10 protein-coding genes are annotated in these 13974 nt (G+C 69.4%); 5 read left to right on the plus strand and 5 right to left on the minus strand.

The annotated features are described in order from the left end of the window. Nucleotides 1–95: 95 nt before the first annotated feature. A complete protein-coding gene (locus tag PFX90_RS04865) occupies nucleotides 96–3071 on the minus strand; it encodes a sensor histidine kinase (protein WP_285711265.1) in 2976 nt (991 codons plus the stop codon). After that, nucleotides 3061–3702, minus strand: a complete 642-nt coding sequence (locus PFX90_RS04870) for a response regulator transcription factor (protein WP_285711266.1) — start codon at nucleotides 3700–3702, stop codon at nucleotides 3061–3063. Before PFX90_RS04870 ends, PFX90_RS04865 begins: the two co-directional genes overlap by 11 nt. Before the next feature lie 265 nt (nucleotides 3703–3967). Between PFX90_RS04870 and PFX90_RS04875 the strand changes: the two genes are divergently transcribed. Then, nucleotides 3968–4798, plus strand: coding sequence for an alpha/beta fold hydrolase (locus PFX90_RS04875; protein WP_285712032.1), 831 nt, complete (start codon nucleotides 3968–3970; stop codon nucleotides 4796–4798). A gap of 39 nt (nucleotides 4799–4837) precedes the next feature. Then, nucleotides 4838–5491 (plus strand): DUF1275 family protein, encoded by a 654-nt coding sequence (locus tag PFX90_RS04880; RefSeq protein ID WP_285711267.1) that lies wholly within the window; start codon nucleotides 4838–4840, stop codon nucleotides 5489–5491. Here the strand turns inward: PFX90_RS04880 and PFX90_RS04885 are convergent. From PFX90_RS04885 to PFX90_RS04895, 3 genes are read right to left on the minus strand one after another with little or no spacing between them, the layout of a single operon-like run. Continuing rightward, nucleotides 5488–5907: a hypothetical protein gene (locus tag PFX90_RS04885; protein WP_285711268.1), complete on the minus strand. Its 420-nt coding sequence runs from the start codon at nucleotides 5905–5907 to the stop codon at nucleotides 5488–5490. The two genes, PFX90_RS04880 and PFX90_RS04885, sit on opposite strands and share 4 nt — an antisense overlap. Nucleotides 5908–5930: 23 nt before the next feature. Next, nucleotides 5931–6413, minus strand: coding sequence for a DUF3617 domain-containing protein (locus tag PFX90_RS04890; RefSeq protein WP_285711269.1), 483 nt, complete (start codon nucleotides 6411–6413; stop codon nucleotides 5931–5933). Between the two features lie 28 nt (nucleotides 6414–6441). Further along, on the minus strand, nucleotides 6442–7563 hold the full coding sequence (locus tag PFX90_RS04895) for a hypothetical protein (RefSeq protein ID WP_285711270.1): 1122 nt from the start codon (nucleotides 7561–7563) through the stop codon (nucleotides 6442–6444). A gap of 137 nt (nucleotides 7564–7700) precedes the next feature. Here PFX90_RS04895 and PFX90_RS04900 point away from each other — a divergent pair, with 137 nt between their 5' ends. The 3 genes from PFX90_RS04900 (at nucleotide 7701) to PFX90_RS04910 (ending at nucleotide 13896) form a co-directional block, all read left to right on the plus strand. Next, the gene (locus PFX90_RS04900; RefSeq protein WP_285711271.1) at nucleotides 7701–8138 is read left to right on the plus strand and encodes a hypothetical protein; all 438 of its coding nucleotides are present in this window, start codon (nucleotides 7701–7703) and stop codon (nucleotides 8136–8138) included. A gap of 58 nt (nucleotides 8139–8196) precedes the next feature. Continuing rightward, nucleotides 8197–8913, plus strand: coding sequence for a response regulator (locus PFX90_RS04905; RefSeq protein ID WP_285711272.1), 717 nt, complete (start codon nucleotides 8197–8199; stop codon nucleotides 8911–8913). Nucleotides 8914–9018: 105 nt separating this feature from the next. Then, on the plus strand, nucleotides 9019–13896 hold the full coding sequence (locus tag PFX90_RS04910; RefSeq protein ID WP_285711273.1) for an autotransporter-associated beta strand repeat-containing protein: 4878 nt from the start codon (nucleotides 9019–9021) through the stop codon (nucleotides 13894–13896). Nucleotides 13897–13974: the final 78 nt, after the last annotated feature.

The following is a 13974-nucleotide window of genomic DNA, read 5'->3' on the forward strand; positions in this document are numbered from 1 at the left end:
TTTTGAAACGGCCGGTCTGTCGGGTTCAAGCCTTGAAATATAACGATATTTGCAGGTTGATCGGGGAAAGCCGTAAGTCGCTGTATGTCAATTGATTAACGGGCATAGGCGATGCGCGCCGAGATGCGCAACTCGACCACCGTGCCGAAACCGCTGGCGCTTTCGATCGCGAAACGGCCGCCCAGCGCCTCGATCCGTTCCTTCATCCCGACGAGCCCGAAATGGCCCGGCGAGGCCCCTTCGGCGATGACGCCCTCGGCCATGCCGATGCCGTTGTCGCGCACCTGGGCGACGAAGCTCCAGCGCCCGAAGCGCAGGCCGATCTCGATCCGGCTCGCCTGCGAATGGGCCGCGGCATTGCCGAGCGCCTCGCCCAGCACCGCGAGCAGATCGTCGATCAGGCCCGAGGCGATCGCGCGCGGGGTGCCGGTGATCGCCAGCGGGGCGATGCGCGCCTGCGGGAAGATCGGATTGGCGGCGAGCCGCGCCAGCTCCTCGGGGAAATCGCGGCGGCGGCGGCTGCGCAGCTCGGTGACCCGCTCGCGCCCCTCGACCAGCACCTCCTCGGCGCGCTCGAGCGCGGGCTGGACGATTGCCTGCACTTCCGGGTCGTCCCCCAGCCGGTCGGCCACCGCCTGAAAGCGCAGGATCAGTCCCTGCACGCCCTGGATCATCGTGTCGTGCAGCTCGCGCGCGATCCGCTCGCGCTCGTTCGTGCGCACCAGCATCCGCATCCGCATCCGGCTGGCGAGCTGGCGCACGCGGATGGTGTAGGCGAGGTAGAGGCCGCCGAGCACCGCGATCACCGCGAGGCTGCGGAACCACCAGGTCTGCCAGAAGGCATGGGCGATGGTGAAGCTGAGCACCGCCGGTTGCGGGCTCCACACCCCGTCGGCATTGGCGGCGAGCAGCTCGAAGCGGTAGTCCCCCGGCCCCAGCCCGGTGAATGTCGCGCTGCGCCGCGCGCCGGCCTCGATCCACCCGCTCTCGTCCGCTCCGACCAGCCGGTAACGGAACCTGACGCGGCCCGGCACGGCGAGGGTGGTGGCGGTGTATTCGATGGCGAAGGCGCTGACATTGGCGGGCAGGCGCATGCCCGGCGCGGCGGGCAGGCTCTGCTGGCGGAAGGCGATCGCGCGGATGATCTGGTCGGGCGGGCGGGCGTCGGGGGCGAGCCTCGCGGGGTCGATCATCTGCACCGTGTCGCGCGTCGCGAACCAGATGCGCCCGTCGCCGCCTGCGACGATCTGGGTGCCCGCGGATTTCTGGACGAAGCTGGTGAGCCCGTCGTTGAAATCGAACAGGCGGTAGGGCACCTCCGCCCCCAGCCTCGCGAGGGCGCGCTCGAGATCGGCGGTCTTGAGGCGCACCACCCCGAGATCGCCAACCGTCCAGGTCTCGCCCGCCGGGGTCTGGACGAGGCCGTTGATCGAGCTGGCCCAAGGGTAGCGGCTCGAGGGTAGCGCCGGGCTCCCCGGCAGCAGCGGCGCGGCGAGCCCCGCCGCGCCGCTGGTGTAGAGTGTGGCCTTGCCGGGCAGCAGCCCCTCGACCCCGTCGCTGGCGACCGCGCTGTCGGTGAGCGCGACGAAAGCGGCGTCGGGCTGCGGCGCCTCCCCCCGGAAATGCACTGCCGCGCGGCCATCGGCGAGGATCGCGGTATTGCCCGGGATATGCACCTTGCCCTCGACCCCCGGCCACTCCCGCGCCTTTCCGCCTTCGAGCACGAACAGCCCCTTCTGGAGCGCCGGGAGCCACAAGCGGCCCGCCTTGTCCTCGCCGCAGGAATTGGCCGCGAAGTCATCGGGCAGCGGATAGGAGGCGGTCACCCCGCCGCCCTCCCAGCGCAGCGCCCGCCCGCGCAGCACGATCCAGACGCCAGCGCCCGAGCGTTGCGGGCAGATCGCCTCGATCAGCAGCGGCGAGGCATAGGCGGGGCGGGGATCGATGCCGGGGGCGACGGTGAAGAGCGTCCGGTCGTTGGCGATGTAGACCACCCCCGCGCCGTCGGCGGCGAGCATGTGGTTGGTTGCCGGGTCGGCGGGCACGCCGCGGGCGGGGCTCACCGGCACGCGGCGCACCATGTTGAGCCCCATCTCGCCGCCGATCCACACGTTCCCCTCGCGGTCCTCGAACACCGCGCGCACCGGATCGGCGAGAAGGCCGTTGGCGCGGGTCAAGTGCGCCTCGCTGCGCTTCGGCGAGGCGGGGTCGGTGACGCGGAACACCCCGTCACTCCAGGTCGCAATCCACAGGTCGCCGTGGCGGTCGAAGATGCTGCGGATGCCGAAGGGGGTGGGGAAGGCGGGGCCGTCCGAGATCAGCGCGCCCTTCCGGGCGATGGCGCGGGTCTGCTCCTTCTCGGTCAGCCAGATCGCCCCGTCCGGGCCTTCCGCGAGTGTGGCGCGCGGGAGCGTGGCGATGCCGGTCGGCACGAAGCGGTCGCGACCGGGCTTCTTGCGATAGACCATATCCTCAGCCGTAAGCCACAGCGTCCCGTCGCTGGCGAAGAGCGGGTTCCAGACAGGCTTTTCGGGGAGGCCCGAGGCGGCGTCGAACTCGGTCCAGCGGCCCTTGTGGAAGCGCGCGAGCGACTTCGTCCCGCGCCCGCCGCGAGTCACCCAGATCGCCCCGTCAGGCCCTTCGGCAATGTCGTTCACCTCGCGCGAGGGGTTGGGCATTCCCGCATCGGCGAGCTGGCCGCCGCGCCACACCAGCATGCCCTTGCGGCGCGCGAGCCCGATCCACAGCGTCCCGTCGCGCGCCGCCAGCAGCCGGGCGACGACGATGCGGCCCGGATCGGTGGGCGCGGGGCCGATGCGCTCGAAGGTGAGGCCGTCGAAGCGGAACAGGCCGTCGACCCCGCCCACCCACAGGAAGCCGTCGCGGGTCTGGGTGATCGCGTTGATCCGCCCTGGCGAGCCTTCCTCCAAGGACCAGTGGTGGAGCTTGTAGCCCTCGAGCGGCATCAACGACGCATTGTCCAACGCGGGACGCGCGGGTGCGGCGCCCGTCAGCGGCGCGATCAGCGCCAGCAGCAGCGCCCCGCAGACAAGCCGGAGACTAAAGCTCAATGATGCCCCGCCGCGCCGCGGTCGTCACGGCATGGGTGCGGTCGGAGACCTGAAGCTTGGCGAAGATCGACTTGATGTTCGATTTCACCGTCTCCTCGCCCACCCCCAGCCGCCAAGCGATCTGCTTGTTGGGGTGGCCGCCTGCGATCAGTTGCAAGACCTCGATCTCGCGGCCGGTGAGCGGTTCGTGGATCGCGTGGAGCGCGATGTCCTGCGCCACGTCCGCGTGGAGGTGGCGCTGGCCCTTGTGCACCGCGCGGATCGCGCCGAGCAGCTCGCGCCTCAGGCTGCTCTTGAGCAGGAACCCCGCCGCACCTGCGCGCATCGCCGCGAGCGCCTTGGCATCGCCCGCATAGGTGGTGAGCACGATCACCCGCGCATCGGGATGGTCGGCGCGGATTGCCGCAATCGCCTCGACCCCAGTGAGGTCCGGCATCTGGAGGTCCATCAGCACCACATCGGGGCGCAGCGCCGCATATTGCGCGATCGCCTCGCGGCCGCCTGCCGCCTCGCCGACGATCGCCATGTCGCTCTGGAGCGCGATGATCGCCGCCACACCTTCGCGCAGGATCGGGTGGTCGTCGACGATCAGCACCCGGATCGGCGGGGCATCAGGCGCGGTGGCAGACATGCGGCAGGCGCTCCCCTTCGGCGCGACCCTGTGGAGGATTTCGCTGTGATACCATGATTGTGCCGGTTTCGGGACACCCGAAAGCGGGGCCGGCTGTCACCCGTTCGGGTGTAGCCCCGCGCTCGGCCCCGCGCCATCCTCCCGGGCATCACCAAGGGAGCCGGACATGGACCGCCGCCAATTCATCGCCGCCAGCGCCGCCGCAGGCACGCTTGCCGCCATGCCGGTGTCCCTCGCCGCCGCCCCGGACCAAGGAGAACGCAGGATGGGAACCGTCACCACCAAGGATGGCACGCAGATCTTCTACAAGGACTGGGGGCCGAAAGACGCGCAGCCGATCGTCTTCCACCACGGCTGGCCCCTCTCCGCCGACGACTGGGACAACCAGATGATGTTCTTCCTGATGGAAGGTTTCCGCGTCATCGCCCACGACCGGCGCGGGCATGGCCGCTCGACCCAGACCGACACCGGCAACGAGATGGACACCTATGCCGCCGATGTCGCCGCGCTCACCGATCACCTCGACCTCAAGGGCGCGGTCCATGTCGGCCACTCGACCGGCGGGGGCGAGGTGACGCGCTATGTCGCGCGCGCCAAGCCGGGGCGGGTCAGCAAGGCGGTGATCATCGGCGCGGTGCCGCCGATCATGCTCGACACCCCGGCCTACCCGGGCGGGCTGCCGATGGAAGTGTTCGACGGCTTCCGCGCCGCGCACATCGCCAACCGCGCGCAGTTTTTCCGCGATATTCCCGAAGGCCCCTTCTACAGCTTCAACCGCCCGGGTGCGAAGGTCAGCCAAGGGCTGATCGACAACTGGTGGCGGCAGGGCATGATGGGCGGCACCAAGGCGCATTACGACTGCATCAAGGCCTTCTCCGAGACCGACTTCACCGAGGATCTGAAGGCGATCACCGTGCCGGTGCTGGTGATGCATGGCGAGGACGACCAGATCGTGCCGATCGACCATTCGGCGAAGCTGGCGGTGAAGCTGCTGAAGCAGGGCACGCTCAAGACCTATCCCGGCCTGCCGCACGGCATGGCCTCGACCCACCCCGAGGTGATCAACCCCGACATCCTCGCCTTCATCCGGGGCTGACGACACGCTTTTCGAACCGTTGTCGTCGATGTCCCGGCCATGAATCCGGCCCCTGCCCCCCTGTCGCTGCGCACCCCCGCGCCGCTGCTGCGGCTGCTGCTGGCGCTGTCGGCGACGACGGGGATGGTCGAGGCGGCGAGCCTGCTCGGCATGGAGCGCGCCTTTGCCGCCAACGTGACCGGCAATCTCGTCTTTGCCGTGCTGGGAGCGGCGGGCGCGCCGGGGTTTGCCTTGCTGCCTTGCCTCGCCGCGCTCGCCGCCTTCGCGGCGGGGGCGGCGCTGGCAGGGCGGATCGGCGCGGGCGCAGGGCGGCCCGGCCACGGGCTGGTGCGCGCCGCGGTGATCGAGAGCGCGCTGCTGATCCTTGCGGGGCTGCTGGCGCTAGCGTTAGTGCGGGCGGGCGCCTTGCCGGGGCGCGCGGTGCTCGGGCTGATTGCGCTGGCGGCAGGCGCGGCGGGGTTGCGGATCGCGGCGGTGCGGCGGCTCGCCTTGCCCGATCTGTCCGCCCCCCTCGGCGCGGGCGCGAGCCTCAAGGTGCGCCTTGCCGCGCTGGCGATGTTTCTGGCGGGCGCGGCGGGGGGCAGTGCGCTGGTGCTGACCGCAGGGCTCGGCGCGAGCCTGCTCGCCGCAGGTGGAGTGGTGCTCGCCGCGACCGCCTTGTTCGTGCGCCATCCGCAAATGAGCGAGGGCTAGCCCGCGATCACCGTCACGAAGCGGCGTGCGACCCAGCCCGACAGGCACGGGCCGTCATAGGCCTTGCGCTTGTCCGCGACGGGGCTCGACACGCGGCAATCGGTGACCACCGGCCCGCCGAAGGGTTCGGGATAGACCACGCCCACCCACTGCCCGTCGGCGCTGTCGTCGCACAGGAGCAGCTCGCGGCCCGACTCCAGCTTGTCGAGCATCCGCGCCTTGACCGAGGGCGCGGCGCGCACCGCGACGAAGCCGTCGCCCCCTTTGCGCAAGGGGATGATCGCGCCGACGCTGGGGCAGGCATCGAGCTCGGGCTCGCCGCCGACCATCACCGGGCGGACAGCGGGCGGCGCCTTGGCCGCCACCGGCAGCGCGGCGGCGACAAGAGCGCAGGCGAGGAAAGCGGCGCGGTTCATGGGCCTAACCTAACCCCCGATGCTCACTTCTTGCAATCGCCGACGCGCTCGCTCGTCAGGGTCATTTCCATGCTGGCCTTGCCGCCCGGCAGCTTGTCGTCGGTCATCTCGCCCGACATCACCATCGAGACCTTCGTCGGGGTGTAGGTGCCGGTCATCGCCATCTTGGGCGCGCCGAAGCTGCCTGCGCCCTTGCACACCAGCGTGCCCGACATGGTGCCGCCGCCCTGCTTGAAGTCCTCCATGGTGCACTGGCCCTGCTGCATGCTGTTCGACATGGTGCGCACGCCCGCGCGGGCTTCGTCCTCGCTCATGCAGGCCTCGGTGGTCTGCGATTGGCCGAGCATCGCCTTGGCGCGCGCGGCGACTTCGGGCGGCGCGCCGGGGATGTCGAACTTGGTCATCGCCATGGTGTTCTTCCAGTTGCCCGGTTCGAGCTCCCCGTCGGCCTTGCCGCAGGCGGCGAGCAGGGCGAGGAGCGGGAGGGCGGCAAGTGCATGTTTCATCGGAATTCTCCTGTGTGAGGTGATGGTCTCAGCCGAGGCAGCCGCATGGGATGTAGCGGATGGCGGCGGGGCTGACCGAAATGCTGGCGGTCGAAGTGCCGAAGGTGCCGCCGCCCATGTAATCTTCATAGTAGCGGTAGACGTCGGCCCGGCAGAATTTCGCCCCGCGCGCGAGGATGGCGACGGTGGTCTCGCGCTCGGTCGGGATGCCGGTGATCTCGTTGCGCTCGACATCCCAGGCCTCGCCGATGCCGACCGCGCGCAGGATGGTAAGTTCGGGGTTGGTGGCAATGCGCCGCGCCTCGGACAGCGCGCGCGCTTCCATGGCCGCGCTCGCCGTGCCGCCGCGGCCGATCCCGCAGATGGCGGTGTTGCTCGGGGTGAAGGCATTGGCCGGCACGGTAAGATTGAAGGTGCCCTTGGCGACCACCCCTGCGGCGATGAACTGGTCATTGCCGATCGCGGTCTCGGGGATCACCTCCATCGCGATGGCGTGTCTGCCGGGCTTGAGCAGTCCCGCCGCCGTGGCGCGCGAGAGCATTTCCATGAACACATCGCTCCCCGGCGTGCGCTGTGCGCCGATGGTGTTGACGAACTGCCCGCGCCAGGTGGTCCAGGTCTTGTGGTCGCCGGGGTTGCCCCACGGGAACATGGTGGTCTCGAACACCTGCCCGTCGATGGTGAAGCGCGCCTTGTAACGCACGCCGTCGGCATAGACCGCGCTCGCCGCCATGCCGTTGGCCTGTGCGATGGCATTCACCGCCGAGGTCTGGGTGAACACCCGGAAGAACATCGGCTGGCCTAGCGTGAAGTCGCTGGCGATGTCGCCCTCGGTGATCGCGCCGATGCCGAGGTCGCTGCGTGTGAAGACGATCTCGCTCTGGTGCGCGGCGTGGACGGGGTTGTGGACGCCCTGATCGGGGAGCATCACGCCCCCGCTGCTGGCGCTCGTCGCGGTGGGCCTGGGCGCGCCGGCTTCGGGGAGCGGGCGGCGCGTCGGGCGCTCGGGGGAGGGAGAGGGGGTGGGCGCGGGCGCGGACGGCTTGCCGACCGCCTCGCGCAGCCGCCGGAACGGGTCCTGCCCCGCGGCCTCGGCCCCGGTCAGCGCCACCGCGCCCAAGGCTGCGGCCATGATCCAACGCTCGCGCATGATGATTCTCCTCCTCCCGTTGTGTCGGGCCTTGATGCTGCGGCCTCGGGGCGGCGCGGGCCATCCCCCCATCTGGCGGGGATGCTGCGGGCGCGGGGCTGTGTTCTGTTCATCGGCAGATAAGAAAGGACAGTCGCATGGGTTGGTGGAGCACTTTGGTCGGTGGCGGTTCGCCGGACGAGCGCGCGGCGCGCGCGCAGGCCAAGGCCGACAAGCGCGCCGCGCGCGAGGCAGCCGAAGCGGCGGAGAAGTCGCAGCGCAATCTCGAACTCTTCGACCGGGCGCTGGGCAACGACCCCGACAACGCCGGTCTCGCGGCGCGGCGCAAGGCCGCGATTGCTCTGGTCCTGGCGAGCGAGCTCACCATGGGCCGCGAGGCGTGGCTCGCCATCGCGCGCGACCATCCGTCCGAGCTTCCGATGGCGCTCGAACAGGTCGGCGTCAGCTACCATCTCGAGAAGGACTATGCCTCGGCGCTCAAGCATTACGAGGACGCGATCCGCGTCGGCGCCGATGCCGGGCAGCTGGCCGACAACATCGCCGAAGCGCGCAAGGGCCTCGCCGCGCTCGGCTGAGTAGTGGCGCTGGTTGATGCGCCGTGCCGATAGGACCATAACCCGGGTTGCAGACATAATGGACATGACGATGGCGCAGGGCGAACAGGAGAAGGCCGTCACCGGCCCCGAACCGGGCGAACCGGCGCGCGTCATCATCGTCGAGGATGACGAGCGGCTGCGCGCCTATGCCGGGGGCGCGCTCGCCGCCGCGCCCGATATCGCGGTGGTCGGCGATGCCGGATGCCTTGCCGACGGCCTGCCGCTGGTCGACCTGATGCCCGACCTCGCGCTGCTCGATCTGGGCCTGCCCGACGGCAGCGGGATCCGCGTGATCGAGGCGATCCGCGCGAAGGTGCCGGCCTGCAAGGTGCTGGTCTTCACCGTGTTCGAGGACCGCGCGAGCGTGCTCGGGACGTTGAAGGCGGGCGCGGACGGTTACATCCTCAAGGACACCACCGCCGACATGGTGCTGGCTCACGTGCGCGCGACGCTGGCGGGCGAGACCCCGATCAGCGCCCGCGCCGCCGGGCACCTGCTCAGCCTGGTGCGCGACGAGCCGGTCGCCGAGACTTCGGAAGCGGACGCCCCCCACCTCTCCCCACGCGAGCGCGAGCTGCTAGAATATCTCGCGCGCGGCCTTTCCCGCAAGGAAGCCGCGCGGGTGATGAACCTCTCGCCCTATACGGTCGCCGAATATGTGCAGGGCATCTACCGCAAGCTGCACGTCAAATCCCGCGGCGAGGCGGTGTTCGAGGCGATCCAGGCAAAGCTTATCCGGATCGACCGGGAGTAGGCCTGCGGGGGGCATTTGCCCCACCCCCCTCGCCTGTGGGGATATGCCAAACCGCCCCGCAGGCCGATTGCGACATGGAAATCAGCACCCTGGAGGGGAGTTTCCATGCCTGTTACCCGTCGCCGTATCGCCCACGCCGCCCTGCTGGGCTCCGCCTCGTTCCTGTCGCTGACCTTCGCCAGCGAGGCGCAGGCGCAGTGCGTGACCAACAACGCCGATCCGGTCGGCGCCGTCGTTACCAACGGCACGCAGGTCAGCTGCACCGGCACGGCATCGGGCACCTTCGTCAGCGCCAACGCCGATCAGGTGCAGGTCGAAGTTGCGAGCGGTGCGACCGTCAACGGCGGCTCGGTGATCTTCGCCTTCGGCGACCAGAACCAGATCCTCGTCCGCAGCGGCGCCACCTTCGACGCCTCGACGATCTATCTGCAGGGCACCGGAGGCCTCGTCGACATTGCGGGCAGCTCCACGGCGGCTGGCATAACTGTCGAGGGCGCGGGCTCCAACCTGCGGATCGCTCAGGGTGCCAATGTCAGCATCATGCCGACCAATCTGTCGGTATTCAACGCGTCCGGTGGCATCAACATCATCGACTTGAACGGAACGCTGACCGGGTCGAGCGCCAACGGCGGCTACCTGATCGGTGGCAGCGACGGCAGTCAGCGGCTGAACCTGCGCGGCAGCCTCGTCGTGCAGTCCGATGGCCTTGCGGCGAATCTCGGCGACGGGAATGACGATATCACCATCTTCGACGGGGCCTCGATCACCGGCGGCACCGGCACCAACATCCTGTTCACCGGCGGCGGGGGCTTCGATCAGATGCGGATCGAAGGCAGCGGCATCTCGCAATACAACACCACCGCCTTCGAGCGGCTGGTGATCGACGCTGGGCCGGGGGGCTTCCGCGGGATCAACGGGACCCACGTCAACGTCACCGATTTTCGCGTGGCGAGCGGCGCGGCGCGGGTCTCCAACCCGCAATCGCTCGGCACGACCAACAGCAACGTCACCATTTCCCAGGGCGCGACGCTGATCCTGAGCGGAGGCTTCAGCCAGGTCTATGACAACAATTTCGCCGGCAGCGGCACGCTCTCGCTCAACGCAGCGAACACGGTGCATTTCTTTGGAGGCGACTGGTCGGGCTTCACGGGCACCTTCCTTGTCGACCAGCTCAACACCGCGATTCTGACCGCCGCAGGCGCCGGCGGAACGGGCACGATCCAGAACTTCGGCACGATCGAATTCGGCGACTTCGCGATTGGTGCGAACATCGTCGGCGGGGGCATTCTGATAAAGGATGGCAGCGGCACCGGGACCCTGACGGGGGACAACAGCGGCTTCGGGGGCACGATTCGCATCAATGACGGGACATTGCAGGTCAGCAACGTCAATGCCCTTGGCGTGGGGACGGTCGAAGGGGTGAACCCGGGCACCACGCTCCTGATCGATCTGGCCACCGATCAGCAGCTCACCACCTTGATCACCGGCGATCTGGAGCTGGTGAAGAACGGCTCGGGCGAGCTCTATCTCACCATCAACAACGCCTATAGCGGCGGCACGACGATCAATGCGGGCGCGATTCGCGTGACCGATTTCGCCGCGCTCGGCACCGGACAGGTCATCGCCAACGCGGGCGGCAGCCTGATCCTCGACTATAACGGCGCAGGCCAGCTGCTCCAGACCACGACCTTCCTCTCCGGCGCGGGCTCCTTCATCAAGGAGGGCACCGGCGACATGGTGCTGGACCTCGTCAGCAACTTCACCGGCGGCACGATCATCCGCGAAGGCCGTCTCGGCCTCAATGACGGCGGCGCGTTGGGCACGGGCGCGATCCAGATCGATGCGGGTGCGGAGCTGGGCGTCGGCGGGATCATCCTCAACAACGACCTCACCGGCAGCGGCCTCGTGCGCAAGACCGCCAACAACACGGTCGAGCTCTACGGCGACAACAGCGGCTTCACCGGCACGATCCGGGTCGAGGATGGCGACATGCTCGTCACCAACGGCAATGCGCTGGGCAGCGGGACGCTGGAGATCGGCACGGGCACGGTCGTCTACATCAATGCCACGGCGGATTCGACCATGGCGGCAGGGCTCGCCGGGGCCGGCACCTTCGAGAAGAACGGCGCGGGCCGCGTCACGCTGACCGGCAACGGCAGCCAGTTCGGCGGCGCGATCGCGATCCAGAACGGCACGCTCCAGATCGCGGGCGACCAGAACATCGGCACGAGCCCCGGCGGCGTGTTCATCAACACGCTCGGCACGCTCCAGCTCGACACCGCGGGCAGCACCAACCTTGCCACCGTGGTCTATGGCAGCGGACGGGTGATCAAGACCGGCACCGGCACCGTCTCCATGACCGGCGCCAACACCTATTCGGGCGGCACCGATATCCAGCAGGGCGCGATCCGGGTGACCGATGTGAGTTTCCTCGGCACGGGGGCGATCACGGTGCAGGCGGGCGCGGCGCTCGACCTGTCGATCGCGGGGGCGCAGACATTGAGCCAGAACGTCACCGGCGCAGGGATCCTGCGCAAGTCGGGCGCGGGCGATCTGACGCTGCTCGGCAATGGCCTCAGCGGCGGGGTAGACATCTCCAACGGCCGCGTGATCGTCAACACCGCGAACGCCTTGGGCGGCGGGCCGGTGACCACGGCGGCGGGCACCCGGCTGGTGTTCGACGTGGCCGGAACCGAGGTCAGCAACACCCCGATCAGTGGCGCGGGCGGGCTGACCAAGGTAGGCAGCGGCCTGCTGGTGATGAACAACGCCAACAGCTTCACCGGCGGCACGCTCATCAGCGCCGGGCGGGTCGGGCTGAACGACGGGCTGGGTCTCGGCACCGGGACGATCACCATCCAGCAGGGCGCGATCCTCGGGATCGGCGGGGTGACGGTCGCCAACGCCATCGTCGGCGCGGGGCAAGTCATCAAGACCGCCAACAACACCGCGACCCTCACCGGCAACAACGCCTATTCGGGCGGGACCGATATCCAGCAGGGCAATGTCCGCGTCACCAATCCGGGCGCGCTGGGAACCGGGGGCGTGCAGATCGCGGCCGGATCGCAGCTGATCGTCGACTATTCGGGGGCGACCAACGTCGCGCTGAACAATGTCCTTAGCGGCGCGGGCGCGCTGGTGAAGGATGGCAGCGGCACGGTGGTGATGAACGCGCAGGGCAACAGCTACAGCGGCGGCACCACCATCAACGCCGGCCGCCTCGGCCTCAATTTCGGCGATGCGCTCGGCACCGGCGCGGTGACCGTCGCGAGCGGGGCGGAGCTGGCTATCGGCGACATCCAGCTCGCCAACAACGTCTCGGGGGCAGGGCGGATAATCAAGACCAGCGCGGGCACCTCGAGCCTCACCGGCACCAACACCCACACCGGCGGGATCGCGGTTCAGGCCGGGACGCTCGCGGTAACCGGCAACGCCGCGCTCGGCACCGGGGCGATTGCGATCGGCAGCGGCGCGAGCCTCGAATACACCAATGCCGCCAACGCGACCTTCGCCAATGGCCTCTCGGGAGCGGGGACCTTCACCAAGCTCGGTGCAGGCCAGCTGACCTTCGCCAACCCCTTCACGCTCGGCGCATTGAACGCCGCCGCCGGACGCACCCGCATCAACACCGTGGCGACCACCAATGCGACCGTCGCCAGCGGCGCGACGCTCGACGGCACCGGGCGCATCATCGGCAACCTCGTCAACAACGGCACCGTCGCGCCGGGCAACTCCATCGGCACGCTGACGGTGCAGGGCAACTATACCCAGAACGCCGGCTCCGTGCTCGAGATCGAGTTCGACGCCAACGGCAACATCGACCTGCTCGACGTCACCGGCAATGCGGTGCTGAACGGCGGGACGATCCGCTTCGTCGGGGTCGGCGGGGCCGAGGGGCAGGGGGGCACCTTCCTGCGCACCGGGGGCACGCTGACGGGCACCTTCAGCACCATCGAGACCGTCGGCGCGCAGCTGCCGCTCTCGGTGTTCTACCAGCCGAACGCGGCGCTGATGGCGCCCTCGGTGCTGACCGCGCGGCCTTCGACCTTTAACGCGCAGAACCTCGCCGCGGCCGATACCGCGCTGGGCTTCGTCGAGGCGATCGGGCTGGCCGATGCCCGCCACGGGCGGGGCGACCGGCTGTGGCTCACCGGCTTCGGCGCCTGGGCCGATCGCGACGCGACAGGCACCACGCTCGCCTACGAGCACGAGACCCGCGGAATCAGTGGCGGGATCAATCTCGATGTCGGCAGCAATGTCACGCTGGGCGCGGCCTTCGGCTGGGCGGACGGCGAGATCACGCTCGGCAGCAACGGCGGCGGGGGCGACCAGACCCACACCCTCGCCAGCCTCACCGCGCGCTGGCAGGGCGAGAGCGGGCTGGCACTGGGCGCGGGCGCGCTCTACGGGCAGGTCGACCAGAGCACGCTGCGCAATGTCAGCTTCAACGGCTTTTCCGGCAGCGTCGACGGCGCGACCGAGAGCACGATCTATGGCGGCTTTGCCGAGGTCAGCATTCCCTTGGGCGCCTATGCCAACTGGAACTTCGAGGCGGGCCTTCGCGGCAGCGTCATCCGGCAGGAGCAGGACGGCTACACCGAAAGCGGCACCAGCCCGCTGCGGCTGACCCTCGACGACCTCGGCACCACCACATTGGAGGGTCAGGCGCGCCTTATCGGCACCACCCGCCTGTGGGACGCTAGCGAAGGGGCTGAGGAGAATTCCGCCGGGCTCGACCTCAGGGTCGATCTGGGCCTGCGCTACCTCGGCCTTCAGGGCAGCCGCGAGATCCCGGTGACCTTCGCGGTGAGCAATGCGGGCATCGTGCTCCAGGGGGACACCCGTGACACGCTTCAGGGCGCGGGCGGGATCGCGCTCGATTACACCACCAATAGCGGCGCGCGCTTCAGCCTCGGTTATCGCGGCGAGTTCGCACGGACCGATCGCCACACCGTGCAGGCCGGGGTGAGCATTGCCTTCTGACGACCTCTCGCGCGAGACCCCCCCAAGGCCACCCTCGCGCAAGAACCGGAGACCGCATGCGACCCAGGCGGTCTCCGG

Source organism: Erythrobacter oryzae (genome assembly GCF_030271515.1).
GTDB classification, from domain to species: Bacteria; Pseudomonadota; Alphaproteobacteria; order Sphingomonadales; family Sphingomonadaceae; genus Erythrobacter; species Erythrobacter oryzae.